The organism is Vibrio sp. 10N.247.310.24, assembly GCF_041467175.1.
Lineage (GTDB): Bacteria > Pseudomonadota > Gammaproteobacteria > Enterobacterales > Vibrionaceae > Vibrio > Vibrio tasmaniensis_A.
The window spans coordinates 1-25844 of the sequence record NZ_JBFSUD010000065.1 but is presented as its reverse complement, the minus strand read 5'-3'; the positions used below and the strand labels follow the sequence as shown (position 1 = coordinate 25844).

Sequence of the window (25844 nt, the reverse complement as noted above, 5' to 3'; positions counted from 1 at the left end):
CTTTCTACTGAGATACGAGACACAATTACTCTTTATCGCCCAAACTGGTTAAATTCTAACAGTGACAACTACCCTGCCAGATAGAGATAGCGTACGGTTTCGAGAATGACTTCAGAGGGAAAGTGGCAGCCTTTAAACATGACGATTCAGAGTGTTGAGTGGAAATTGAACAAATCCTAACCTAAAGCTTCAAAGTTTGCGATAGAACCATTTTCAGGTTGTCGAAGAATTGTGTGGGCAAGTTGATGTGGAAGTTGGCCATATTTCAGCAGATAAAATATACGATACCGATGACGTCTATGACGCATTAGCGAGCGAATTTCCAGAAACTGGCATAGCGATTCCTCCCAAAGAAAATCTGTATGCTGACGACGCTCATAACCCTAAAAGGGTGAGCAATTTGGTGGTGTACTCTGCATTAAGTCCCACGCGCAGGCAAAAGACAAAGCAGTATGGAAAACGGAATGTCTCAGATAATGCAATGTAGCGTTACAAAACAATTATTGGCCCCAAATTACACAGTAGAGACTTTAACAATCAACAACAGGAAATGATGCAAGCGGCATCAATATTAAATCGATTTATGCAGCTTGGTATGACCGAGAGCTATCGAGTCGCCTAATGACATCAAAAGACAAAGTGGGTTGATTACGGAAACAAAGCCACTCAGAAGTGGCTGATGAACCGTACTTTTTGTCGCCCCAATATACAACGAGATTAAAAGATCTCCCTCAGATCATATATTGAAGGTTTCTAAACCTAGATTTGTGTATGGACAACTTTCGTGAGGAACGAGCGAATAGTTGTCCATACACAAATCCGACAAAGCAACGCCAAAGCGTTGCCCGTCAGGTTTATGCATTCGTTACTCTCTATGGCACCAATACTTACGGAAATTGGAAGTCCGTAGTAGGAAAGTAGAAAAACATTGATCGATGAACGTTAAGCTAGTTTTTCTAATATTCTTTATTTTATGTGGATAAGTAGTTTTTTTATTTACTAAATTGAGTTTATCCACATTATCCACAATCTCTATAACAGTATATAACCTCTATATGATCTATAATTTATATAAGATCTATAATTGCTAAAAAACACTTTAAAATCATAATGATATTGAGGTTTTGGCAACATATTATTAGTGTGATTGATCTTGTAGTTAGTCTTGTTGATCTTTTAATTAGTCTGGGGGTAACAAGAAATTAGTGTTATTGATCTAAATTTTAGTGTGAAGGTTACATTTTTTTAGTGTCCAAACAGACTTTATCCCATAAGTCTTGATATTGAGTGTTTCATTTTAGTATTTCTATTAAGGTTACAGGAATTTAGTCTAAAATTGTGAATTACGTTCTTGAGGTTACTGAAATTTAGTCTTATCCTTGTACTACACTAATAATCTGTTACCTGAAACTAATTACTATGACTGACCATCGACAGTTGATCACAACTGAAGACTACCGTGAATTGCCTAATGACTTTTTTAAGAAAAGCCATGCTTTAGTTTTTAGCCAGCTAGGACTGACGGCGAGAGAGCATGATACATTTGCACTCTTCCTCTCTCGACTACACGAAGACCATTGGGTTGCGTATCAGGAAGGTCGACACGTATACGCACCTGAATATACGTTTCAATCTGAAGTGTTAAAGGAGTGGTTTGGTCTTTCAGCAAAGCAGCTTTATCCAACATTAAAGCCTATGGCTAAAAGGCTCTCATCGCGCAAAGTAGGCTTAATGAACGATGCTGATCAAGAATTTGATTTTATGCCTCTTTTTAGTCGAGTTGCGTATAAAAAAGGGGCGCTAATTATGGTGCCTAACGCTGAATTAATGGATGCTTATCTTGCTCAGTCAGCTGGCCACGCTCAAATTAACCATTTATCTTTTCGTAGTTTGAAGTCAGAACATTCTAAGCGCCTTTACACTATTCTATCTCGCTTTAAAAAGCCTGGAATGAAGTTGCATGAGCAATCGATAGCGCAATTACATGGTTTATTCGGTCTCTTAGATGAGCAAGGGAAGTTAACCAAATCCAGTTATACCAACAACAAGGTCTTCATGGAACGATGTATTCGTAAGCCAATCGAAGAGCTTGCTTCTAACGAAGAAGTGAGAAAAGAGCTAAGCTTTTTGGTTGATGAAGAGTCTGGATCGTATGGTTATAAAGCTCGTTATCGAGGAAAGAGTATTGTTGCGCTTGAGTTCCTTTTCCAATGGAAGCAAAAAAGTGACAATAAAGGTGAGGCATTGGAAAGAGCAAAGTTAGCTGAAGAGCTAGCACCTGATAACCCGATGTTAAAACTCGCAAAAGAAGCCTTTAATATTGTACTTTCATACCCTGTCAATGGTGAGTTAAGTAAACACCATAAACTCGCCATTGAAAGTGTTAGGATGGGTATTATCGTAATGCCTGCAGATATGCAGTTTGATTCTATTTTCTATCACAGGTTAGAGTTAATGGAATTATGATTTTCAGGTAACAGATTTTTAGTGTTTTGCAGCTAACACTAAAAATTTGTTACCTTCAGTGATACTGATCTCAAGTTTTATATTCATCAACTTTGTTATGACATCTAAATAATGAGGTGGTTTGTTGTTAATAGGGCAAAACAACCCCCATTGTCCCCATTAAAAACCCCGCTCATTGGCGGGGTTGTTATTTACTTATCTTGCACTTTTTCAGAAACAAACCGTATGATATCGTCATACACATCAACGGGCAATCTACTCAATTCAATCTTAAGCCCCCGCTTATCACTGCTGTGAGATACCTTTGCATACTTGTTCTTGTCATCGAACAGCGCTAATGGTTTAGTCTTCCAGCTTATTTTATCTTTACCCTTTAAAAGCTTCGACTCCATCTGAGCAAGAACTTGCTTTTGTTTATCTTCTACAGAGACTAAATTATCTACATCCACCTTAAGTGAACTGATGAAATGTGCCGTTGTAGTACCTTCTTTATCTAACTGCTTTTCCACTTTAGCCAGCTTAGCGTAGTAACCATTTGGGATCCCTTCGCAATCAGGAAAGACCTCAATCAAACGCTGATCAACTGATGCTGCAGCAAAGCGCTTTCGGCAAGTTTCACGTCCAATATTCAGATAGTCAGCTAGTTCATCGAGCTTCGTAAAGCCTTGTGCTTGCATCACGCTTTTGTAATCAGCTCCCAATTCTCGGTAAGACAAGCGCTTTACAGATTGAGTAGTTTGAATAAAAGCGAGCAAATCAGCTTGGTCGATCTCCCCTTCAATAACCCATAGAGGTAAATCTTTTTTAGCATGGATGCAAGTGAAACGGCGACGTGAGCTATCAAGTAACTGGTAAGTGCCCTGCCCGTCTTTGGTCGCGACGCCTTCAGTATGTACGCCCTCTTCCTGAACGCTTGGTAATATATCACGCACAGCATCAAGCGTAAGCGAATCTTGGCGACGTGGATTTAAAGGGTGAATTGCAGTTTTAACTTCAAGTTCATCTGATTTAACCACCACTCTTTCTGCAGTGGCTGTTTTACCGCTAGCAAACGTGAATGTTTTTTTAGGGGGTTCGGCTTTAACTCGTTTTCCTAATTGATTGCCTTGGTTAAAGCCGGTTCGCTTGTCTTGAGGTCGTAACATGTTATAGCCCTTTTGTTGCTAGCTGCTTAATTTCAGTGATGAATTGGTGGTACACGGCATTCACCGATGTCATAGCTAAATCAAATTGTTTACCACTACAAATCTGCTCTGATTTTCGAATATCCAGTACTGTACGGTTGCTTTCCGCAGCCGCGACAAACGCTTCAGAGTGACGGATCGCTGTTGATAATAAATGCCCTTGCGCCGCACGCAGCAATTTATCAAACACTTTAACTTCATGAGCGCTCTTCTCATCGAAGTTCACTGGAAGCAATTTAGCCCACTTTAAATTTTTTCCTTGTGATGGTAATGCTCTAAATGTACCTGGCATAGTGGCCATGTAGTTACTCGTTGAGGCAAAATCAAACTCTCGTGGGGTGACTGGAATCAAGACCGCATCAGCCGCCTCATTCACTGCCCAGAGAATTGGAGAGTTCTGTGGGGGCGTATCGATGAAGATTAGGTCGTACTCTTCTTTAAGTATGGGTAAGATTTTTTCACGCAACACACTCAGCAAATTCCGTTGACCTATTTCATCTTGCCCCCAGTAAGAATCGACAAAGCGTTCGTCTGATGGGAAGGCAGGAATCACATCTAAGTTAGGGAGGTGAGTCTTAAACGGAATCGCTTTAACTAACTCGTCATAACGGTAGTCATTAAGGTATTGAGAAAAATCACCTTCGGGCTCTTGGCCTGCTAGCGCGATATCAACAGCTGTCATGTAGACTGATTCATCGTCGGCTTGATGAATCAGGTTTTGGCCTGTTGAGCCTTGGGGATCTAAATCTATCACTAGGCAGCGTGCATTAAGATTAAGATCAAGCGCAGCAGTGGTCGCTAGGGTTACTGTCGTGGTGGATTTGCCAGTGCCCCCTTTATGGTTTTCCACTACAACGGTTGTCGGTTCAAAGCGCTGGTTGTACTTAGGAAAGTTCATGAACTCCATCATATTGGCGACGTCGAAGCGATTATACAGGTGAGTGCGTCCTTGGATAATAGGAGCGCCAACGACGCCCTGCTCGGTTGCTTCATCTATTCTAGAATTGAAGGTCACACGAGATAAGCCAAACAGCTCTTGAAGCTCTTTCTTCTTCAATGAGTGATTATAGATAAGCCTATCGACACTCCCCTCAATTTCTGTATCAGTTACTTTGATCTGCATACGCTCTTTGATAACGGCTTTCAGATCTGACTGCTCTTGCTGCATACGTTCACAAACAAGTTCTAATGAATCGATGATGGTGGTCATTGGGTGCCCTTAATGCCTTAATTTCATGTAACCAATATAAAGCACTAAAGATACAAATTAAACCTTTTAAGAATATTTTTAATTAATAAAGGTTTAAGTTTGATGGGTGTCTAAACGGGGACAATGGGGGTTGTTTTCAAAACAACCTTATCAAATTACTCTGAATATTATTCTTTCATCTGGTTTAACAGTGGTGGTGCACGAGACTTAATTAAGGGCAATAAGTACGTATTTGAGAGAGCACTAGACGTGATTTTAAAAGAGCGATCTGCTATCGGCGTTGGGAAATTTAAGCAGGTCCGCTTTTAATAGCGGTCTACCAGTAATAGTCGGTGCTCTATTTACGGTTGAATTCAAAGAATTCTTCAACGTACTGAATAAACTTAAATAACGAGATTAACCTTGTTATTCTTAGCGTGTTCAAGTCACGCCTTAATTGTTAATTATGTTTGGGCTGAGGCGCGGTTGTATCACCTTGACTACCTTGAGCTCAGGCTTTTCGGACGTTCTTCCACCGGATTATAAGAGTTAGCGACCATTCATGAGCCTTAACTTAAAGTACTATCAAGCAATAGACCAAACGATTTCAAACGCCTCCCCTCTCGTTATTATTCATTTGACCAAAGCCAAGCCTATTGGCCTACAAAAAAAAGAAATGAGTTTTTGGTAGAGTTCATCAAGCCAAAGATAAAACAGCCTCAATATTCTAAATGTAAGAAAGAGCTGAAGACCATGCTGAGTATAGGCAGGAATGCCAAGGGCCACCTAGAGGAAAATTTATGGCAAATGAACGAAATTAACCTCAATTATCAAGCCAAATTCACTCATTAGGATGAGCTCTACATCATGTTGACCGCTCTCTTTGAACAGCAGTGTTTTGCCTCAATGTTAGAAAATGAAACCTTTTTCTAAGAAGGTTAAAACTCATCGATTAAATACGTTGATTGATAAAGTCCAAGGTACAGGAACCTATCGAGTGGAAGTGGGTCATATTGATGATCAGGAAGTTATTCATCTGCTACTGCATAGGACTGAAAAGCAAATGCTAGTCGATCTGTTGAAAGTTCGGAAATGTCTTGCTGCTCGATTGTTGGTTTATGTCAGTTCTAATAGCGATCCTGATATGAGTGTGGTGATGAAAGCGGTGGAGGGGGGCTGTTGGATGAATGCATGATTCATTCCCTAGGAAACTATACTTATGCTGCAAAGGTATTGGGACTCGATCGTGGCACAGTAAAAAGGAGGTATGAACGCTTTCTCAAAGAGAAAGGTGAGATGAATTGTATAAGGACATAGGTCATGGTTCATTTTCTGGTCGTTATCACTTGATTTTTATCACGTGTGCTTCGTTTTATCTCTAATAGAGTGGTTCTGTTGTTGATGCTTCTTCACTGGGACGTTCTCGCTCCGCTCGGTTTATTCCTTCGTTTTGCTCCTCTGTCGACAACTTGAGTTGCTTTATCGAGCCTGCTCGATGAGCTTCTACGTTCCTGAGAACAATCACCCAAGGCACTTCTCTCTTCGTTCGAGGCACCTCGTCCTCTCTCCTCGTTGATCTCTCTGTCTTTGAATAAGTTCGAATAAGGGCTTGTTTTCTTATGCGCCGATTTCTTTCACTCGCTTCATTTTTGGGTTCGCAGGCTGTTAACCGTCTCTCCCCACAACCTGTTTTTCAAGGGAGGCTTTGCCGCTGTGCGCCCTTGCAAAGCAGAACGATGTTGAGAGAGCGGACAGCCAAGCGGCTCCGAAAAGTGATACTCAAACAGAAAGGAAATTCTCATGGCGCAACAAAACTCAATCCCAACTCTCTCTAATTCAAATTCATCGACCAGCGTTTCGCCGCTGGGGCACGAAAGCTCACCAAAAAATGATATCTCTAGTCCTTTGGCGGTATTGAAGTTGCGCTCTCAAGTCAAAAAGTGTCGTGATGAGGCGAAAAAAAAGTCTGATTGGGTTTCCAAAATCCAGCGTTTGAAAATGTTCAGTCGTCGTCAATCGCCCGAGCAGCAGGCTGATATCGCAGCGTTAAAAGACCAAGGGTTCGTTGAAGCTATCAAGCAGCAGTTTCCGCTATTGGGGTCGCGTCGTTTTGCTTTCCATGAAATCCGTGACTTTTTCATCGAATTAAATGGCGCTGGCTTTGGTGAATGGTTTCTTCACGAGCGAGCGGATCACATCATTCTGTACACCAACTACGGGTCAGTATTTCCAGCATTGCGATTTGTGACAAAGGGGGAGGGGACGTTTAAGTGCTCAGGGTTTTGTTTTGATGTGCGTTTTGGCGCTTAGGGTGTCACATTAAAATACATTATATGCTGACAGATCCAGGCCGCGATTTGGGTTGTGTGTAGGAATGAGCCAGCGAAGAACCTGTTAGATCGAATCTGACAGAATCGAGCTAGCGCTTTTGCTAAATTAACAATTTATAAATGACCAAAAAAACCTAATGTTAGTATTGACAGGTTTCTCTTGGGATAATATTTTAAAAAAACGAACTGACAGATGAAGTTCTTAAGTTGCCCACTTCGCCTTCTTAGGGAAGCTAGGGCAATTGTAATCAAGGAACGTTGACGTTGTAGTATGCGACATTAGCGAGTTCCTTAAACCTGTTAACACCTGGAACATATGTCTTACGGCGCCTACGTGGTGCAATAGAGTCTGTCTCCGGTCTTGGTGTACTAAACACTAAGAACTATTGCTTATTTATGAGGATAGTATTATGCGTAATGTAGATTTTTCTCCGCTATACCGTCATGCCATTGGTTTTGAACGTCTATTTAACCTAGCGGAGAGTAGCACGAATAAGCCATCTTGTAATGGCTACCCTCCATACAACATCGAGCAGAAAGACGAAAACAACTATCGTATTACGATGGCTGTAGCTGGTTTTTCTGAAGATGCACTAACTCTTACCCAGAACGAAAATATGTTAATCGTTTCCGGTGAAGTTCAGCCTGTAGAAACTAAACCTAATTACCTTTATCAAGGGATCGCAGAGCGTAACTTTGAACGTAAATTCCAGATGGCTGACTACGTAACCGTTAAAGCAGCGAGTATGGGAAATGGTTTGCTGCACGTAGACCTCGTCCGTGAAGTCCCAGAAGCAATGCAACCCCGTCAGATCTCAATCCACAAATAATGACTGGGGAAACAGGATCGGATAAGGTGATTTTAGTATTCGATTTTACTAACCTTGTCTAAAAATATTGCTGTTTATCACCACTAGAGTGCAAGACTTAAACGCTTGTACTCATATAGAAGAATAGAATTACATATTTTGCATTAGAAAAAATAATTTTAATAAGAGAGGTCTTATTATGAGTAAAATTATCGGTATTGACTTAGGGACAACAAATTCATGTGTTGCCGTACTTGACGGCGACAAACCTCGCGTACTAGAAAATACTGAAGGCGAACGCACAACAGCCTCGGTAATCGCATACACTGAAGGTGAGACGCTAGTTGGTCAACCTGCGAAGCGTCAAGCGGTTACTAACCCTCAAAACACCCTATTCGCTATCAAGCGTCTAATCGGTCGTCGTTTTGAAGATGAAGAAGTTCAACGCGATATCGAAATCATGCCTTTCAACATTGTTAAGGCTGACAACGGTGATGCCTGGGTTGAAGCGCAAGGCCAAAAAATGGCTGCTCCTCAAGTATCTGCTGAAGTTCTTAAGAAAATGAAGAAAACAGCTGAAGACTTCCTAGGCGAAGAAGTAACTGGCGCAGTTGTTACTGTTCCTGCTTACTTCAACGATGCTCAGCGTCAAGCAACGAAAGATGCTGGTCGTATCGCAGGCCTAGATGTTAAACGGATCATCAACGAACCAACTGCTGCTGCTCTAGCTTACGGTCTAGACAAGCAAGGTGGTGATCGCACTATCGCTGTATACGACCTTGGTGGTGGTACATTCGATATCTCTATCATCGAAATTGATGAAGTAGAAGGTGAGAAAACTTTCGAAGTTCTTTCAACTAACGGTGATACTCACCTTGGTGGTGAAGATTTCGATAACCGCATGATTAACTACCTAGTAGATGAGTTCAAAAAAGAGCAAGGTATCGACCTTAAAACTGATCCACTAGCAATGCAGCGTGTTAAAGAAGCAGCAGAAAAGGCGAAAATCGAGCTTTCTTCTACTACTCAAACTGACGTAAACCTACCTTACGTTACGGCTGATGCGAATGGCCCTAAGCACATGAACATCAAAGTGACTCGAGCGAAGCTTGAGTCTCTAGTTGAAGACCTAGTTCAACGTTCTCTTGAGCCACTAAAAGTAGCTCTTGCAGATGCTGCCCTATCTGTAGGCGAAATCACTGACGTTATCTTAGTGGGTGGTCAAACTCGTATGCCTATGGTTCAAGCTAAAGTAACTGAATTCTTCGGTAAAGAGCCACGTAAAGATGTGAACCCTGACGAAGCTGTTGCAATGGGTGCTGCTGTTCAAGGTGCAGTGCTAGCTGGTGACGTTAAAGATGTTTTACTACTTGACGTTACTCCTCTCTCTTTCGGTATCGAAACGATGGGCGGGGTAATGGCTAAGCTTATCGAGAAAAACACAACTATCCCGACTAAAGCGGTGCAAGTGTTCTCTACAGCTGAAGACAACCAAAGCGCAGTAACTATCCACGTTCTTCAAGGTGAACGAAAGCAAGCGACTTACAACAAGTCTCTTGGTCAGTTCAACCTAGAAGGTATCCAACCAGCTCCACGTGGCATGCCACAAATCGAAGTAACATTCGACCTAGACGCGGATGGGATCCTGAACGTATCTGCTAAAGATAAAGCAACAGGTAAAGAGCAAAAGATCACGATACAAGCATCAGGTGGTTTGTCTGAGGAAGAGATCGAAGCAATGGTACAAGAGGCAGAAGCTAACAAAGAAACGGACAAGAAGTTCGAAGAGCTAGTCATTGCACGTAACCAAGCTGACCAAATGATTCACGGTACTAAGAAGCAAGTAGAAGAAGCGGGTGAAGCTCTACCTGCAGACGAGAAAGTTAAAATCGAAGCGGTTATCGAAGCTCTAGAATTAGCTAAGTCTGGTGACGAAAAAGAAGTGATCGACGCTAAAGTTCAAGAACTTATGCAAGCAGCTCAAAAGCTAATGGAAATTACTCAACAGAAAGCACAAGCACAGCAAGCTGATGAACAACCTAAGCAGGACGACGATGTTGTTGATGCTGAGTTTGAAGAAATGAAGTAACGCCACTGACGGATAATTGCTTTCGAGCTGTTAAACGTTGAGTTATGTATCATGGAGACGTGAACTTATTGGTATTCAGGGCGTAAGAGGTCACTCATACGCCCTTTTTTGTTTGAATGAGAAATTGAGTGAGTTTTTAGCATGTCAAAACGAGATTATTACAGCGTGCTAGGTGTATCTAAGGGAGCCTCGGAGAAAGAGATTAAAAAAGCCTACAAGAAGTTGGCGGTGAAGTATCACCCCGATAAAAATCCCGGAGATGCGACAGCAGAAGCGAATTTCAAAGAAGTAAAAGATGCTTATGAAATTTTAACAGACAAAGAAAAGCGCATTCAGTATGACCAATTTTGTCATACTGAATCTGAGAATCGTGGTTTTGGTGGTCACAGTGGGTTCGAAGACTTCTTTAGTGATGCCTTCCGCCAACGTGGCGGCGGCTTTGGTGGAGGGTTTGAGGATCTCTTCTCACAAACTCGTGGTGGACACGGGCGCCCACGCGGACAAAAAGGTCAAGATCACCAATATACGCTTACTGTAGACTTTATTGATGTGGTTCAAGGGGCTGAAAAAACGGTCGAATTGCTAATCAATGGTAAACAGAAAAAAATCAAAGTTAAGATCCCTTCGGGTATTAAAGATGGTGAAAAGATACGTTACTCCGGTAAAGGTGGTTTAGGCGTTAATGGTGGTCCTTCGGGGGATTTATTATTCATTATTGCAACCAGACCACATGGGTTTCTAGACCGCGATGGTAATGACATTATTTGTCACACCAAAGTTGATATGGTTACTGCGGCTTTAGGGGGGGAAGTTACGGTGAATGTGTTAGACAGTCGCTTTAAACTCAAAATTCCAGCGGGTACTCAAACAGGGCGCAAATTCAAGATGACGGGGAAAGGCGTGACAAGTCGTAAAGGTGAAGCGGGCGATCTATTGGTGGAGGTTCAAGTTGAAATACCCAAAAATCTAACCGATGCACAACGTGAGTTGTTAGAACAATTTGGAGCAACGCTTTAGTCATTTAAAGTAAAATGAACAAAACCAGCTCTAGAGCCAAAGCCGTATAATGTGGGGTTGTATCGCAAAATTATGATGAAGTATAAGTGTACTGGTTTTTAGATGTAATTAGGCTGCTAGTGCGTAAAATTGCTCCCAAGCAGATAAGCCTTCAGGATTATCGAGCTGTCCGTTTTTAATTATCGACCACAGTTCCACGCCTGCCAGGGTGGAACTGGCTCTCTCATACAAATTCCCCCCCTAAACACTGATGTATTTTACCTTTCACTTTCCGGTGACTTTGCTCAACTATATTGTTCAGATATTTAACTTGAAATACTTCAATCAAGTTGAGTCTCTTCTCCGTCAGCCAGAGTTGAACATTGATGTTATGCAGCGCTAACGCGTTGGTACCACTCTTATCGATAACCACTTTTTCTGATAAACCATTATAGCCGATTGCCTTGGTAAAGAAGGCGCGAGCCGCTTTCTCATCATGGCGATCGCAGAGTAAAAAATCAATGACATGGCCGTTCGCTTCTCCCACGACACCAGGAAATGGACTGTTTGTTTGAGGATGTATGGCAGCCACTAGGGGGGCCAAGTTCTTCACTCTTGTCCCGCGCAAGTTTATTGCTTGGCAGTAACCTGCTTGGTAAACCATTTTGTGCAATGGCCTTATTCAGAAAGGCTTTGGCAGCTGCCTCATCACGGTTCGGGCTAAGGTAGTAATCGATCACGTTTCCAAATTTATCGACGGATCGATAGTGGCGTGATCTACAACAACTCTACGCTCAAGCTGTATCTCTTCAATTTCACGATAACTGAGTTTATAGGCGAGATAATAACGTACGGTTTCAAGAACAACTTCAGAAGGAAAGTGACAGCCTTACACATTAAGAATCAGTTTCATGAGTAGAAATCAAGCAAACCTTAACTTAAATCCTCAAAGTTTGCGACAGAACCTAAATTAGTCACCGTACGGTGCTTCTTTCTTGGATTGTATTATCGATCATATGTTAAATTGACAAAATTAGGCTGGCTTTTGCGCGGTAGGGGACGACTCTAGCTACAACCGCTCGAAAGTCAGCCATTTCTCTTTCCATACCCTAGAGTTTTCTCCTGAAAGTTAATTACAGAATTTAGTTAAATGTTAACGGATTGTGATGTGTTTTGGTTTCGCTTGATTTTTTGATCCTAAACCTCAAAATGATCAGTTTTCTCTAAATTAGTAATACTGACGCCGCTTCGCTCTGTCGGCTTCATACTGACTCTACATGCAAGTATATAGCAGCCAGAATGAACCATATATAAACAAGAACATATTGAAATTATTGATTAATTCAACATTAATCAATTGGTGAGGATGTTTATTGTGTCGTGATGTGATTCTTATTATACTGGTTAGATATCCAGTAAAAAAAGGGCTATTTATGAAAAAAATGTTACTTGCGGTGGGAATATCATCAGCGCTATTGGGCTGTACGAACACTGCAACGCCCCCCCCCTATTACCAATCATATTGAGATTGGGACAAAGGCAGGGGCACACAGTGTTATTGTGTTAAATTTTAACAATGCTGAAGCGATGCCTGAGTATCAAACCTACGATGTGTATTTATATTTATCTCAGTTGCCGGAAAGTAAGGGGTTTGAGATTTGCAATTTTGAATATGACAATTGTGGTAGTCAGTACTCCGCCTGGCAACATGTATTACGTCCCGAGCAAAATGGCATTTGGCTTAGTTATGATTTCAAGTTTCCTTTGAGCTTAACGCAAAAATACGATGTGAATTTAGCTAATATTCAAACGATAGCTAATCAGGCGTTTTTAGAATGGGATAAGGCAGAAAGTCTTTATACCAAAGAAGTTTCTATGTCAGGTAAAACAGTTCAAATCGAGTCTTTAACAGCAACAGCCCATCAATTACCTTAACCACTCCAGTATGTAGTATCGTGATCAGTTGATTTCGATACTACGGAACGTTTTCCCCCAAAGTCAGTAATTCCGTGTGATACCATGAACAACACGCTCTAATCTGCTTGTGTGTGTATTTCTGACTCTAAGAGGAAAATACACAATGACTAAAGCTAGAGCCAAAGCAAAAAGCCTTACCCCGTCACAAATCCGCAAGTTACTTGTTCGATGCCAACTAATGCAAAACCCTGAGCTAAAGCGTGTGGTTTTGGCCTTGTCTTTTTCGACTTTGCGAGTCTCTGAACTCGCCCAACTCACAGTTGATGATGTACTGATGCCTACTGGCAAAATTAAAGAAGAGATCTACCTTAGAGCTTCACTGTGTAAACGAAGAAAGCCCCGTTCTATCTGGTTAAGTAAATTAGCCAAACAAATGATCCAAGAGTGGGTTGATTACCGAAAGTCGCACAATTGGGCAACCACTTTTAACAACAGCTACCAGGGACTAAACCCGCTAAGTAAACTTGTGTTGAACAATCGTGCACGTAGCTACTCGATGAAGCGTAAAACTAGAATAAATCAGGCAGGTGAACAGGTTGATTATCAGGCTTGTGATGTACTGGAGTTGATGATCAGGAATATCTATCAGCGGAGCGGATTAAAAGGCTGTAGTAGCCACACAGGGCGTAGAAGTTACGGTTCGAACATGAATGCTCAAGGGATTGAGTTAAACGCAATACAAAGAGCATTAGGCCATGCTGAACCGTCAATGAGTTTGGAGTACATCGACATTTCAACGAACCAATTATCTAAAGCGGCTGAACTAGCATTGTAGTTATAACAATGTTGACACCAAGATTAAAATATATACAATCACTATTGTTATAACAATGTACACACATAGAGGTTGAGATATGCGCACTCAAGTACGAAAAATTGGCAATAGTCTTGGCAACATAATTCCTGCTACGTTCATTCGTCAGCTTGGTTTGGTTGAAGGGGCTGATATTGAGGTTAAAGCCGATGGTAAAAAAATCACTATCGAACCAATCAAACGCCCGAAGAAACGCTTTCCGTTCAGCGAAAAAGAACTTCTGAACGGCTTAGATGCTCATACGGCACATGCTGACGAATTAGCGGTTGTTTCTGGTAAGGAGTTAGGCGAGTAATGGCTCAGTACATCCCTAAACGTAATGACATTATCTGGTTAGATTTTGAACCCGTGAAAGGCAAGGAGATCGGTAAATACCGTCCTGCTCTTGTCCTTTCAAGTAAAGAATATAATCAGCAAACGGGGTTACTTATCTGTTGTCCGATTAGTACCAGTATTCGAGGTCAAGCTACCGAGGTTCCGGTAATGAATTTGGATAAACCTAGTGTCGTGGCATCAAGTTTGATTCAAACACTCTCTTGGAAAGACCGTAACGCGAAGAAGATAACCACCGCTGAAAACGGTGTGATGGAAGATGTTTTACTAAGACTTATCCCGTTGATTGGGGCTGAGTCTCTGTTTGAAGAATAAACGAGGGAATATGTTATGAATAATGTCGGTTGGATTTATATTATAGGATCTTCATCTGATTACTCTCGTTGTAAAATAGGCAAAACAATTAACAACCCATTAAAAAGATATCTGAATCTAAGAACAGCAGATCCTAAACTTCACCTTCAAGTCGCATATTGTGTTCCACACAAGCTTCTTTCTAAGGCAGAAGCAGCAATTCATCTGGAGTTAGAAGAATTTAGACAGCTAACTCATGAAGATACTCTATCTGAGTGGTTTTCTTTAGATACTGAAACGGCAGAGAGCTTGATTGATATGTACATTGAGTCATGGTTTTTAAAAAAGCCAATAGTTTTAGATTCATTCAGTTGTGATGCACCGTTCAAAATGTATGAAGATGCACTACGGTCAATATAAGGGGAAAAAGGTTATGGCATGGGTTATTGAAATAACACAGAGGCTTTCGGTTCGTAACAGTGAAGAGGGGCTAGACAGGTCATACGTTACCGCAATCAAACGATGCGGTACGAATTGCTCAATTACTACTTCTTTCGATAATGCAAAGGTTTACAAAAACCGTAAGCACTTTCAAAAACTACTAGATTTTTTTGAACAGTCTGAAATCGCCTATGAACTAATTCCAGTCGAAGATAAGGGGTAAAGTATGCAGTATGAAACAGATCCAAAAGGTTTGTCATGGCCTATCAAACCTTCACTTATCATTGATGATATTGCCGCTGGAATAGTGAATATTTCCTTATCACCAGAAGTTCCGTTATCCACTTTTTCACTTAAGCAATCTTTCGAAAATATGACGTTCAAGGGTGAAGCTAAAGAAAAATGGATCGAGGTGCTTCGCGATATTGCTGACGAACTGGAAAAGCAGGGGTAAATAAACACATGGCTAAATATAACCAAATCACGCAAGCAGATGGATGGTACTTTGTACATGAAAATGTTGTAGATAAAGACGATAAACCATATGTCGTCTACCGAGTGGCAGTTTGGGCTTTAGATGAAGAAAATGATGTTATAGGGCTAATACATGTTAGTGGATTAACCTTAGAAAATACTCAAACACCAAAACTAATTCCCCCACCTCCAGTACAGGGAAGCTACCTGCATGAATCAGAGCTTTCTACTGTTCAATCTAGTTGTTTAAAACAACAATGATTGAGTTTGATGTAAAAAAATCGTAGGTGAAAGCGTCTATGAACGGTTGGGGGAAATGGATGTTTTGGATTACATTTGCTATCTGTTTTGTCCTTGGTGGAGCAAGACAGGCATCAACAGAAGCCTTTCAAAAAACGGAAGGTGCGAAAAAGCTATATTTTTTGACTGCGAATGTTGTTTTTAGCGCGTTCATTGCGTGGCTAGTTACAGCAATTTTCGGCTAGGAATGGAAAAACAGTGCATGAGGATGGGGTTAATAGACCAGTCTATTGGTGGGTAGATTACTTACCAAAGATAAGCCTTGCTAACCGCTGGCGCAAATGGGCTACCTAGAAACCGCCAACCTCGATTTTGTTTTAACACATATTACTAATTTTGTTAAAAGTAAGGGGAAATTCATGCCAACAATGACACCAGAAAAAAAATTTGAAGTATCGTACAGAAATCGGTCTGGAGATATGACAACTAAAAAGACCGTAGCAACTGGCGCTAACAACACGACCGTTAAGAAGCGTTTTGAATCAATGGGCTATCAAGTTATTGCTGTTGTGTATAAAGGGCTTACTGGCCGTTCAATTCAAACAAGCTAACTAGGGGAAATTCGTGAAAATACCTAAAAGCGATTTAGTTAAGCTTGTTAATGCCTTGCCTGATGATTCTGAGGTCTCAATAAAAGATTTGAGCGTTATTTATGGTTATTACCAAAAAGGTCTTGATGATAAGTCTTGCATTGGTTTTGAGGGGCATATTACTTCAAAAATGGAGCGAAACGAGGTGCTGAAAATGGCTTACGAACTTGCTTTTAACGAGTCACAACATAGCGAACTACACGATTAAGAGGGAAAAAATGTCTGGAAAATTCAAATACTTCATAGTACTCACTCAAGAGAATGAAGGTGCTGCTAGATCAGAAGGTACGGATGCGTATTTTGTTAATCCAGTAAGTAAAGGCGATACAATTTATTGGGATAATGAACATGGTAGCTGTGGCGGTGTTATCAAATCAGTGGAACATCACCCTACGGTATCCGTTCTCATTGTTAGTAAAATTAAATTTGGGGGAGGGGTGTGACAAAGCCTGATGTGTTAAGAGTTGTTGAATTTGTGATTAACAACGCCAAGAAGGGAGAGCATTTTAGTGTTGCTGAAGCCTCTCAATCGAAAGAACTTAATGGTATTTCGATTTATCGAATCGCTGAAATACTGAGGTCTACTTGTTTGGAACCACAAGGGCCATCAAGTTTAGAACGATTAACTACAATTAATACCTCAACATATCAACACGCAGAACAAGGAAGGTGGTCTTTAAATGCACCTGCTTATTTTGGCTATCTTACGTATCAATCTAATTTGAAAGCAGAACAAGCAAATAAACATGCAAGAAATGCATTTTGGGTAGCTATAGCGACAATGGTTATTTCTATTATCGCTATATTTTTTAACTTAATCGCTTACCAAGAATAGATAATGAAGGGGCTGCGTTGTGGTGAAGGCTTGAGTTGGGCGTTACCCTTCGGGCAAGGCTTTTCGCTTGTATCTTTCATCTATGGCCTAAGAGTGGCGCTGTTGCATCGCTCAATCCTCTGGTCTTTTGATAGATCTTAGGCGCAACGATAACTTTGAGGCATCCCCATTGCGGTAAAGCGGTTCAAAACACCACAAGCAATCATCATTTCCATCTTTTGATTGTTAAAACTTCGGCTGTGGAGTTGGTTACCAAATGTTCGTTTATATCGCTGCATTGCCAATTCTCCATGAGCACGTTTTCCATACTCGTGCTTCTTTTGCCAGGCGATTTGACCTTTCGCCGCAATTTCTATCATCGCTCGACTTCGTACTCGATGGTCTCGCTGTTCATCGTAGAGCAAATTTTCCTTGGGTGGAATGACAATATCAGCATCCGGGAAGTGGCTATCTAACGTGTCATATACCGTATTTTCGTCATAGGCCTTATCCGCAAATACTTGTCCTACCGGTACGCTTATTTGGTCACAAATATCTCCGACTACAGCCTCATCCTTCGTGTTCTTGTCTGTCATAACTGCAGCTCTAATGTAGTGGCTGTGATCGGAGCCAATATGCATTTTTCGCCAACTACGCTTACTACTCACTTTGTGTTTTTCTTGATGCCATTCGTCTCTACCAAACCTCTTTAAGCCTGTAGAGTCAATGGTTAGCGCGACGACATCATTATTTTCAATCTGTGTGTTATGTTGCTTTGGGTAGAGTGGCGTTTTGATATTTAGGCCTTGAAGTCTACGAGAAAGTTGGCTGTAGCTAGGGCAAGTTAATGGGAAGTCCAACATGTCAAATAACGAATCAATATAACCTTGAGCTTGACGCAAGGGTAAGCGTAATACCATTCGGATTTCATGACATATCAATATAGCTTCATCAGTATAGTGAGGGCTAGAGCCAGTGCCGTCATAGGTACGGTCTTTATGGTTCCATGTATCTAAGAGCTCTTCGTTTATCCAAATATCGATTCGTCCTCGGTTCATCAATGATTGGTTGTATTCAGGCCAGTTCGTCAGTTTATAGGTTTGCTTTGGAATGTGGTGGCGCTTTGAATTGTTAAACTTGTTTGGCATGGATAAGTAAGCCTCGAGGCGAAAACTGCATTATATCAGTAGAAGCCTCGTGATTATTGTGCTGCTCCGAAATACGAGCGATGCAACAACGCCCCGAACAAGCGTTTTACGCTCATCATCACCTCATGTATCCTGATTCAGTGTTGTGATCCATGCCAAGGTGCACCCAAATCTTTCTTTTGACTTAATCATTGTTGCAATGATTAAGGCTGTTCCCCCGCTTTGTTTTAACAACTGTTCATTAAGGTGTAACTTTATGGACATTACTCACAATCATCTAATAACTGTTCAGTTAGTCTTTATAATTTAAAGTGAACATGTACACTTGTGTATCAATATCTTTAAGTTCACTTTTAGGCCATTTTATGAAAATTGGTTATGCTCGTGTTAGCACCCAAGACCAAACGCTCGATGTTCAACTTGAACAACTTAAACGTCTTGGTTGTGAAAAAATTTACCAAGAGCAAGCGAGCGGTAAATCTTCTGATAGAAAACAGCTTAACCTGTTGCTGGATTTTGCAAGGGAGGGAGATGTTATTCATGTTACCAAAGTCGACCGCATTGCTCGAAATACCATTGATGCTTTGCAAATTGCCGATCAACTAGCGCAAAAGAAAGCGGGTTTGGTGTTTCATGATTTGGGGGATTTAGATATCAATAGCGATGTAGGTCGAGTTATTTATACGACCATATCGGCGTTTGCTGAAATGGAAAGAAAACGAATATTACAGCGTTGTAATGAAGGCAGAGAGCGTGCTCGCTCTGAAGGAAGGCATCTTGGCCGATTTCCTAATAAGACGCTTCATACACGTATTCAAGAGCTTGCAGGCCAAGGAATGAACAAGCATGCGATCAGTAAAGAGTTAGAGTGCAGTAGGACTACGGTCTATAAGGTTCTAGGAAAAAATATCTCTCTTTAGAATCGCGAACAAAGCTGTTCTTTAAATGAGTAAAGAGCTGACTGACGTTGCTTCGCTCTGTCGGCTTCATACTGACTCTACATGCAAGCATATAGCAGCCAGCACGAACCTATCCCTTGATGAAATAAACAAATTTTCAGAATTTTAATTTAATTATTGTTGCAATGATTAAGAGGCAGAGAGAATGAAAAGAGCAAGAATGAGCCAGGTTCAAAAAGAGGTCTTAAGATGTTTGGCCAAGGCGTTCATTAAAGGAGTAAAAGAAGGTAAGTCAACCGTCATCAACCTGGCCGTCAATCAAGTGCTTGGGAGAGATATTCACCCGAACAACTTCCGAGTTTCATGTAAAGCTCTTGAAGAGTGTGGACTGGTTATGCGCAAAAAAGTGGATCTAGATTGGTACATCAATATAACGCCAAAGGGGTTTGATAAGGTACTCACTTGGCTTGATTAAACGATGCTTCTGAAACTCATTTTTGGACGTGCGACATGAGGTCGTATGCAGCGCTGTCCATCGCGTTAAGAATGGACCATCTGTATCACCAGATGAGCCTAGGAGCCTGAATTAAGTAGCGGCTCTGACAATGTAACGAAGACAAGAAACTATCTTGTCGGGAGCTAAATCGCGAGAGAAGGCTCCTCCTGATAACCACATAAATCGGGTGAGTGCTAGGCAGGTAGTATGGTGAACACACGTGAATCCGTTCAAGGTGCGTTATATTACGAAGCAGCGGAAGTGGTTTATACGCTGTAGCCAAAAGGCACTAAGAGTAGGAAAGAGATTGTCCAATGCTCTTTCGTGATCAACACGCTCTTCGCACCATAGCGGGCACCTAACCTACCATCGCGCTGCATACGGAACATGGTAAGCCTGTATCACTCCCTCTGGGAAAGCCTGTGTGGCCGATAGTGATGCAGGTATAGGAGGTTGGAAAAAGCTAAGGCTGCATTGTAACGATGTAGATACAGACTTGTGTCTGGTCACGAAAGTGAGCCCACTTCCAACTGGTCTCTCGTTGCGAGAGAGTTTGAAGAACTTTATTAAGGAAGAAAAGCAAATGATGATTTCGAATGAGATTAGTGCATCTTCTGACAGTGCACAGTGGCAATCCATTAACTGGAAGGCCGTAGAGGCGAACGTCTTAAAGCTTCAAATGCGTATCGCAAAGGCAACTAGAGACGGTAAACACGGCAAAGCTAAAGCATTGCAGTGGATACTGACTCATTCTCGCTCAGCAGAACTTCTTGCTGTTAAGCGGGTTTCTCAAAATAAAGGCAGTAAACGCCTGGAATAGACGGCGTTGTCTGGAACACAGACGCGCGTCGTATGAAAGCAGTAAATCAACTGAGTCGGAAAGCTTATCAAGCTAAACCACTCAAGCGTATCTACATCCCCAAAAAGAACGGTAAGCTCAGGCCTCTGGGTATTCCATGCATGATTGATAGAGCCCAACAAGCTCTCCATCTTCTAGCATTAGAACCTGTGTCCGAAACGCTTGCCGACCCTAATAGTTATGGTTTTAGACCAAATCGCAGCACGGCTGACGCAATCGGCCAGTGTTTCATCTGTTTGAGTCAGAAACGGTCAGCACAATGGGTTCTTGAAGGGGACATCAAAGCCTGTTTCGACAAAATTGGGCATCAATGGCTGATGGATAATGTTGCTGTTGATAAACGTATGTTGAAGCAATGGCTAAAGTCTGGCTTTGTAGACAAAGGGCTGTTTTACGACACCGACGAAGGCACGCCTCAAGGCGGAATTATATCCCCCACCTTGATGTTGATGACGTTATCGGGTCTCGAACAGCGCATTAAATCTACCGCGCTTAAGAAAGGCGCAAGAGCTAACTTTATTGGATATGCCGACGATTTCGTCGTCACCTGCGCTTCAAAGGAAGTGTTGGAGAACGATATCAAACCACTGATTGCTGACTTCTTAGCGGTACGAGGCTTAACGTTATCCGAAGAGAAAACGCACATTACTCACATCAACGACGGTTTTGACTTCCTTGGGTTCAACCATAGGAAGTACAAAGGAAAACTGCTCATCAAACCGAGCAAGGCCAATACGTTGACGTTCCTAAGTAACTTGCGCGGACTCATCAAAAAGCACGTTACCCTACCGGTGAACGACCTTATCAAACTGATTAACCCAAAGCTTAGAGGGTGGTCGAACTATTATCGCCACTGCGTAGCTAAGCAGGTATTCAGTTATGTCGGTCACAAACTATTTCAAGCGTTATGGCATTGGGCTAAAAGGCGACATCCAACAAAATCTAAAACTTGGATCGCCTTGAAATACTTCATCAACCGAAAAGGCCAATGGCAGTTTCACGGTTGGCAGAAGATAAAGGATATGGATTGCCAGTTTAATCTTTTCCAAATAGCTAAAGTGCCGATAGAAAGACATGTGAAGATCCGAAGCGCAGTGACACCTTTCGACCCTCAATACCAAGAATACTTGGGAAAGAGAAAACACAAAAGGCTAGCTCGTAATTCTTGGATTGAACCTGCTCTCACTGCTTTATAAGTTGCTGGGTATCATTTGATGCCTTTGTAGAGGCTTAAGCCTAGTGCAGTGAAAGTTGCACGCTGGGTTCTTAGGGAGACGGCACTTGGTAACAAGTGTCGTCCACCCGACAGAAATCGTTTTGCGGTCAGAGGCAGAATCTACCCTTCGGATAAGTTTTAGTACTGCAAAATGCAGTACTTACGTCCTTTGTTAAGATGCTGCTCTCGAACGGAAATGAACATTTTCTACCACCTTTAGTTTGTTGCACAACGCTTATTGTATGTGGAAATTATGACTACGCATACACAAATGAGCGTTTGATTTTTGTATTGAAGACCTTTTTTGGATTAGCCCAATCAATTACGTCCTGAATCTGGAAACAAGGGTATTCAGATTCAAAGCGATATCATCAAGCTCCTTGGCATTGTCATTCGCACTGTTAGAAATATCCTTAACCACTACAGCATCTTGATGTATTTGATGAATATGACCGTTGATTTCTTCTGCAACTTGATGCTGTTGCTCTGCAGCTGTTGCTATCTGTATATTCATTTGACGAATAACGTCAACCGAACTGGAAATTCCATGAAAGCTACTCTGTACTGCCTGAGTGATTTCTACGGTTTGGCTAGAATTATTGAGACTATGACTCATATGTTGAGTGACTTGTTTGGTTTGAACCTGAAGCCTGTTGACTAACTCATCAATCTCCTGAGTAGAATCTGCGGTCCTCTTCGCGAGCGCGCGAACTTCGTCAGCAACTACAGCGAATCCTCGGCCTTGCTCTCCGGCTCTTGCTGCTTCAATAGCGGCATTCAATGCAAGTAGATTAGTTTGGTCGGCAATATCTCTGATTGTGTCGAGAATCATAGTGATTCCATGAGTATCATTTTCTAGGCTCTTTAGTTCGCTTGAAGACTGAGTTAGCGCTTCTGATAGTAGGTGGACACTTTGAACTGCCAGATCAATATGCTGACGACCTTCATCAACCAGTTTTTGACCAACCGTTGCAGAATCCGCTGCGGCAGCACATGAAGTAGATACTTCGTTGGCAGTCGCAACCATTTCATTGAATGCTGTTGATACTTGCTCCAGAGCTTGGCTTTGACGATCCGATGTTTCAGCCATTTTTCCTGCAATTTCGATCGCTTGCTCTGATGAGTTAAGCATTTGTTTACCAGATTCGGTGATTTGAAGAACAATCAGTTTTATTGCATCAAGGAATTGGTTGAAGTAACTAGCCAGTTTTCCAGTTTCATCTTTGGAATCGATAGAGATTGTCTTCGTGAGATCACCTTCACCTGATGCGATTTCTTTAAGACTGTCAGAAACAATTTGTAGCGGTTTAGCAATTGTGTTCGCGAATAGGGCAGCGACAAATATGAACAGGAGAATAAGCCCAGACACAGTATAGACAATGAGCTCCAGAGTCTCATTACGGGAGCTCATCACTTCATCCTGACTAATGATGCCAACGAACTTCCAGCCTAGCACTTTAGATTCATACACATTAGCCATGTAGCTTTGTCCATCCAGTTCAATATTGACCAGGCCAGATTTTGTATTATTAATTGTGCGATAGCTTCCACTAAGTTCATCGATTTGTTTAAAGCTGTTTTCCGGCTTTCCTGCATCGACCAGGATATTGCCTGAATCTTCGATCATCATTAGATAACCGTTTTCACCAAGCTTGATATTTTTGATGATATCCGTGAGAGTTTTTAGTGAAACGTCGATAGCAATAACACCACCTCTTCGACCATTTTTTGAGTCAAATGTCCTTGTGGTACTTAAGATCACAGCATCATCTGGTTCCCAGTAATAGGCCTGTCCACGAACGATATCTGAAGGCGAGGTGCTAGCAGCTTTATAAAATGGACGGCCCCTAGGATCATAGTTTTCAGGGCTTCCCCCTGTAGGCCATTGTATAAATCCACCATCTTCAGTTCCCATGTAGATATAGGCATATTCAGGATGGGTTTTACCCACCTGATCAAATAGTGAGTAAATAGTCCGTTCCACAGACCCATTTTCTTCCGGAGTCATCTCTGCGCTCGGTTTCCCCATGTAGGTAGTTATGCTGTCATCTGCATGGATCAATTGAGGGCTTTTTGCGAGATAGGTGAGGTTTTCTCCAATATCTTTAAAGTAGATTGAAACCGCATTTTCAACCTGGCGTATTTCGTTGTTACTGCTGGATACAAAATTATCCAAGGCGAGGTTCTTTAGAATATTAGCAACTAAAATAGAGACGATAGTAATAGGGATCAGTATGCCGATGACTTGGGCAATCAATAGTTTCTTCTTTATGTTCATGTGGGCACTTCTAGTTATTTTAAGTTAACCAAATTTAACTTAAAGATGGTAATCTAGGCCTAAAATCTAACTGAGATCGTTTGACCTACCTATCAACAGAGCTATTTTTTCAGCGGTTTTTCTGGCTACCATCTTCCGATATAGCCTTTGCTAACTATCTCTTCTTATGGGCTAAACTTAACAAATACGGGATTGTTCTATTGTGGTATGTTGTATTCTGAAAATATCTATTGTTGGAGTGAGTATAAAACTACATTTGAATTATCACTTCAAGAAATAGTCACTTTTACTTAACTATATGTGACGATAAACTCTATTTGCTGACAAAACAGTAACTGGTTATGTAGATGTAATTTTCCAAGGTTTGGCAAAGCGGCACATTTGAAGGTACTGAACTGCTGAAAGCCTCTTGTCAACAGTTCGAATTTTCTAAGCACTGGCATGACGATCTTACTATTGGTGTTATCGAGAAAGGGGCAGAAGGTCTCTATTATCGTGGCAATAATATCGTTATTCCTGAAAACCAGATCGTGACGATAAATCCTGCTGAAGTTCATACTGGTTTTGCTGGTTGTCACACTGGTTGGAAGTATAGAATGTTTTACTTTGAACTAGCGATGGTACAACGCCATTTTGAGCAGTCGGATCAGGATGTTTTGCCCTTTATCAAATCACCGATACTAAACGACCCCGAACTCTTTAGTCTGCTTCGCCAGTTGCACATTGCTATAGAAGAGCCAGCTTTTGATATTACAAAGGAATCCTGACGGTTTGCTTTGAAATGCTCTTTGGCAGGCATGGTGATCACGCAAAGCTAACATCGAAAGCGATTCGGGACAGACAGAAGAATGCGGTAATGAGGGGATAGTTGTGCTAATACCGCTTTAGAGTGCGGCTTTTTTGATCAAAGCCATTTAACAAGAAACTTTAAACGTGCTTTTGGTATAACTCCGAAACGTTATGCCACTTCGTCTGTATAGCACTTAACAAAGAGCTCTGACGTAATGAAGTCAGAGCTCATTGTTAAGTGAGGTTTAGCTTACAAGCAGCTACCCTTTAACCACTTTTGGACCTTCAAAACAATCAATGTTTCGTTTTTTTTCCTGATACTTTTTGATTGAAACTAAGCAGGTTTGAGCCGTTGGGTCTTGTCCCCACGAAGAGGTCCCACGGTCAGATGTCGACACATTAGCATTACCGTAGTTACATGCGTCTCCTTCAGGGCTATACCAACCACCCTCCTGACTTGCAACAACACTGTAAAGCATCGCACTCACTTCAGCCCCGTTAGGGTTGGTCGAGAAGAGCTAGTTTTTTCTGCCTATATCCAGCGGTTTTATTGCACGTTCAGCACGATTATTGTCTATCGATAAGTGACCGTCATCAATATAGCGGATGAGCTTCGGCCATTGGCCGAGCGTGTATTTTATCGCTTTACCCAGCGGGCTAGAAGCTATCACTTGTTGAGTCGTCATCCACTCGTACATCTCATCCAGTATCGGCTTAGCATGCCGTTGACGCTCAGCTTTTCGTGTCTCGATAGACGCACCTTTTAAGCGGGATTCTATCCCATAGAGTTTCTGGGTTTTAGACAGCGCTCCTAACTTACCTTTACCTTGAAGCTTCTTAGCGGCTTTGTTGCGTAATTCAATGGAACTAAATCCAGAACCTACGATCTGATCTGCTACGTCCACTATCTCTCGTAGCCTCATGCCTAAACCACGTTACAAAACAACCAATCACTTATTAACCGTGGCTCTTTGACCTTTTGGATTGATGAAGAAGCGATAAGCGGGTGGGCGCAAAGCAAACAGAATAAGCGCGGGAGGCCACGTCGGTTCAGTGATT

General features: G+C 41.7%; 28 protein-coding genes and 5 pseudogenes. 26 read left to right on the top strand and 7 right to left on the bottom strand.

What is annotated here, in order from left to right; translation table 11 throughout:
* The first annotated feature begins 1419 nt into the window (after positions 1-1419).
* Positions 1420-2466: a replication initiation protein gene (locus AB6E08_RS17550; RefSeq protein WP_017099008.1), complete on the top strand. Its 1047-nt coding sequence runs from the start codon at positions 1420-1422 to the stop codon at positions 2464-2466.
* A 191-nt stretch (positions 2467-2657) separates the two neighbouring features.
* Here the strand turns inward: AB6E08_RS17550 and AB6E08_RS17545 are convergent, their stop codons facing one another.
* Positions 2658-3611, bottom strand: a complete 954-nt coding sequence (locus tag AB6E08_RS17545; protein WP_102258082.1) for a ParB family protein — start codon at positions 3609-3611, stop codon at positions 2658-2660.
* A gap of 1 nt (position 3612) precedes the next feature.
* On the bottom strand, positions 3613-4860 hold the full coding sequence (locus tag AB6E08_RS17540) for a ParA family protein (RefSeq protein ID WP_017098231.1): 1248 nt from the start codon (positions 4858-4860) through the stop codon (positions 3613-3615).
* 663 nt (positions 4861-5523) lie between these two features.
* Between AB6E08_RS17540 and AB6E08_RS17535 the strand changes: the two genes are divergently transcribed.
* From AB6E08_RS17535 to AB6E08_RS17510, 6 genes are all read left to right on the top strand, one after another.
* On the top strand, positions 5524-5691 hold the full coding sequence (locus AB6E08_RS17535) for a DUF2913 family protein (protein WP_017098234.1): 168 nt from the start codon (positions 5524-5526) through the stop codon (positions 5689-5691).
* A 64-nt stretch (positions 5692-5755) separates the two neighbouring features.
* Positions 5756-6034 (top strand): hypothetical protein, encoded by a 279-nt coding sequence (locus tag AB6E08_RS17530; RefSeq protein ID WP_017098235.1) that lies wholly within the window; start codon positions 5756-5758, stop codon positions 6032-6034.
* A 605-nt stretch (positions 6035-6639) separates the two neighbouring features.
* Entirely contained in the window at positions 6640-7149 is a 510-nt protein-coding gene (locus AB6E08_RS17525; protein ID WP_102421416.1) for a hypothetical protein, read from the top strand.
* Between the two features lie 430 nt (positions 7150-7579).
* Entirely contained in the window at positions 7580-7999 is a 420-nt protein-coding gene (locus tag AB6E08_RS17520) for an Hsp20 family protein (RefSeq protein ID WP_017091829.1), read from the top strand.
* A 178-nt stretch (positions 8000-8177) separates the two neighbouring features.
* Complete coding sequence (gene dnaK / locus AB6E08_RS17515) at positions 8178-10067, top strand: molecular chaperone DnaK (protein WP_102258078.1); 1890 nt, start codon at positions 8178-8180, stop codon at positions 10065-10067.
* Between the two features lie 141 nt (positions 10068-10208).
* Positions 10209-11084 carry a DnaJ C-terminal domain-containing protein gene (locus tag AB6E08_RS17510; protein WP_017096991.1) on the top strand — a complete coding sequence of 292 codons (876 nt, stop codon included), beginning with the start codon at positions 10209-10211 and terminating at the stop codon, positions 11082-11084.
* A gap of 108 nt (positions 11085-11192) precedes the next feature.
* Here AB6E08_RS17510 and AB6E08_RS17505 read toward each other — a convergent pair.
* Positions 11193-11952, bottom strand: a pseudogene (locus AB6E08_RS17505) (transposase); the annotation flags it as partial.
* Positions 11953-12512: 560 nt separating this feature from the next.
* Here AB6E08_RS17505 and AB6E08_RS17500 point away from each other — a divergent pair.
* The 13 genes from AB6E08_RS17500 (at position 12513) to AB6E08_RS17440 (ending at position 17121) form a co-directional block, all read left to right on the top strand.
* Complete coding sequence (locus tag AB6E08_RS17500) at positions 12513-12998, top strand: hypothetical protein (protein WP_280605145.1); 486 nt, start codon at positions 12513-12515, stop codon at positions 12996-12998.
* Positions 12999-13143: 145 nt separating this feature from the next.
* On the top strand, positions 13144-13815 hold the full coding sequence (locus AB6E08_RS17495) for a site-specific integrase (protein ID WP_017098242.1): 672 nt from the start codon (positions 13144-13146) through the stop codon (positions 13813-13815).
* 79 nt (positions 13816-13894) lie between these two features.
* Positions 13895-14149: an AbrB/MazE/SpoVT family DNA-binding domain-containing protein gene (locus AB6E08_RS17490; protein ID WP_017098243.1), complete on the top strand. Its 255-nt coding sequence runs from the start codon at positions 13895-13897 to the stop codon at positions 14147-14149.
* Complete coding sequence (locus tag AB6E08_RS17485; protein ID WP_017098244.1) at positions 14149-14502, top strand: type II toxin-antitoxin system PemK/MazF family toxin; 354 nt, start codon at positions 14149-14151, stop codon at positions 14500-14502. Before AB6E08_RS17490 ends, AB6E08_RS17485 begins: the two co-directional genes overlap by 1 nt.
* 15 nt (positions 14503-14517) lie before the next feature.
* Entirely contained in the window at positions 14518-14901 is a 384-nt protein-coding gene (locus AB6E08_RS17480; RefSeq protein WP_017098245.1) for a GIY-YIG nuclease family protein, read from the top strand.
* 13 nt (positions 14902-14914) lie between these two features.
* Positions 14915-15145, top strand: a complete 231-nt coding sequence (locus tag AB6E08_RS17475; RefSeq protein ID WP_029223979.1) for a hypothetical protein — start codon at positions 14915-14917, stop codon at positions 15143-15145.
* A gap of 3 nt (positions 15146-15148) precedes the next feature.
* Positions 15149-15376 carry a hypothetical protein gene (locus tag AB6E08_RS17470; RefSeq protein ID WP_017098247.1) on the top strand — a complete coding sequence of 76 codons (228 nt, stop codon included), beginning with the start codon at positions 15149-15151 and terminating at the stop codon, positions 15374-15376.
* Positions 15377-15384: 8 nt separating this feature from the next.
* Positions 15385-15657, top strand: a complete 273-nt coding sequence (locus tag AB6E08_RS17465; protein WP_017098248.1) for a hypothetical protein — start codon at positions 15385-15387, stop codon at positions 15655-15657.
* Positions 15658-15695: 38 nt separating this feature from the next.
* Positions 15696-15881, top strand: a complete 186-nt coding sequence (locus tag AB6E08_RS17460; RefSeq protein ID WP_017098249.1) for a hypothetical protein — start codon at positions 15696-15698, stop codon at positions 15879-15881.
* Between the two features lie 234 nt (positions 15882-16115).
* A complete protein-coding gene (locus AB6E08_RS17455) occupies positions 16116-16247 on the top strand; it encodes a hypothetical protein (protein ID WP_269461135.1) in 132 nt (43 codons plus the stop codon).
* Between the two features lie 13 nt (positions 16248-16260).
* Complete coding sequence (locus tag AB6E08_RS17450) at positions 16261-16494, top strand: hypothetical protein (RefSeq protein ID WP_017098251.1); 234 nt, start codon at positions 16261-16263, stop codon at positions 16492-16494.
* A gap of 10 nt (positions 16495-16504) precedes the next feature.
* Entirely contained in the window at positions 16505-16729 is a 225-nt protein-coding gene (locus tag AB6E08_RS17445; protein ID WP_017098252.1) for a hypothetical protein, read from the top strand.
* Positions 16726-17121 (top strand): hypothetical protein, encoded by a 396-nt coding sequence (locus AB6E08_RS17440; protein ID WP_017098253.1) that lies wholly within the window; start codon positions 16726-16728, stop codon positions 17119-17121. The genes AB6E08_RS17445 and AB6E08_RS17440 overlap by 4 nt, the downstream gene beginning before the upstream one ends.
* A 137-nt stretch (positions 17122-17258) precedes the next feature.
* On the opposite strand, the gene AB6E08_RS17435 is transcribed toward AB6E08_RS17440, so the two are convergent.
* Positions 17259-18248 carry an IS5 family transposase gene (locus AB6E08_RS17435; RefSeq protein ID WP_017098254.1) on the bottom strand — a complete coding sequence of 330 codons (990 nt, stop codon included), beginning with the start codon at positions 18246-18248 and terminating at the stop codon, positions 17259-17261.
* Positions 18249-18613: 365 nt separating this feature from the next.
* Between AB6E08_RS17435 and AB6E08_RS17430 the strand changes: the two genes are divergently transcribed.
* The 3 genes and pseudogenes from AB6E08_RS17430 (at position 18614) to ltrA (ending at position 21698) form a co-directional block, all read left to right on the top strand.
* On the top strand, positions 18614-19168 hold the full coding sequence (locus AB6E08_RS17430) for a recombinase family protein (protein WP_076678502.1): 555 nt from the start codon (positions 18614-18616) through the stop codon (positions 19166-19168).
* A 184-nt stretch (positions 19169-19352) separates the two neighbouring features.
* Positions 19353-19622 (top strand): hypothetical protein, encoded by a 270-nt coding sequence (locus tag AB6E08_RS17425; protein ID WP_029223978.1) that lies wholly within the window; start codon positions 19353-19355, stop codon positions 19620-19622.
* Positions 19623-20226: 604 nt separating this feature from the next.
* A pseudogene (gene ltrA / locus AB6E08_RS17420) lies at positions 20227-21698 on the top strand (group II intron reverse transcriptase/maturase).
* Between the two features lie 342 nt (positions 21699-22040).
* Here ltrA and AB6E08_RS17415 read toward each other — a convergent pair.
* The gene (locus AB6E08_RS17415; RefSeq protein WP_017098238.1) at positions 22041-23996 is read right to left on the bottom strand and encodes a methyl-accepting chemotaxis protein; all 1956 of its coding nucleotides are present in this window, start codon (positions 23994-23996) and stop codon (positions 22041-22043) included.
* 395 nt (positions 23997-24391) lie between these two features.
* Between AB6E08_RS17415 and AB6E08_RS17410 the strand changes: the two genes are divergently transcribed.
* Both AB6E08_RS17410 and AB6E08_RS17405 read left to right on the top strand, forming a co-directional pair.
* The gene (locus AB6E08_RS17410) at positions 24392-24763 is read left to right on the top strand and encodes an AraC family ligand binding domain-containing protein (protein WP_198928818.1); all 372 of its coding nucleotides are present in this window, start codon (positions 24392-24394) and stop codon (positions 24761-24763) included.
* A gap of 108 nt (positions 24764-24871) precedes the next feature.
* Positions 24872-24976 (top strand): annotated as a pseudogene (locus tag AB6E08_RS17405) (AraC family transcriptional regulator); the annotation flags it as partial.
* Between the two features lie 69 nt (positions 24977-25045).
* On the opposite strand, the gene AB6E08_RS17400 reads toward AB6E08_RS17405, so the two are convergent.
* The gene (locus AB6E08_RS17400) at positions 25046-25264 is read right to left on the bottom strand and encodes a hypothetical protein (protein WP_371691439.1); all 219 of its coding nucleotides are present in this window, start codon (positions 25262-25264) and stop codon (positions 25046-25048) included.
* 42 nt (positions 25265-25306) lie between these two features.
* Positions 25307-25627, bottom strand: a pseudogene (locus AB6E08_RS17395) (transposase); the annotation flags it as partial.
* A 79-nt stretch (positions 25628-25706) separates the two neighbouring features.
* Here AB6E08_RS17395 and AB6E08_RS17390 point away from each other — a divergent pair.
* Positions 25707-25844 (top strand): annotated as a pseudogene (locus tag AB6E08_RS17390) (transposase); the annotation flags it as partial.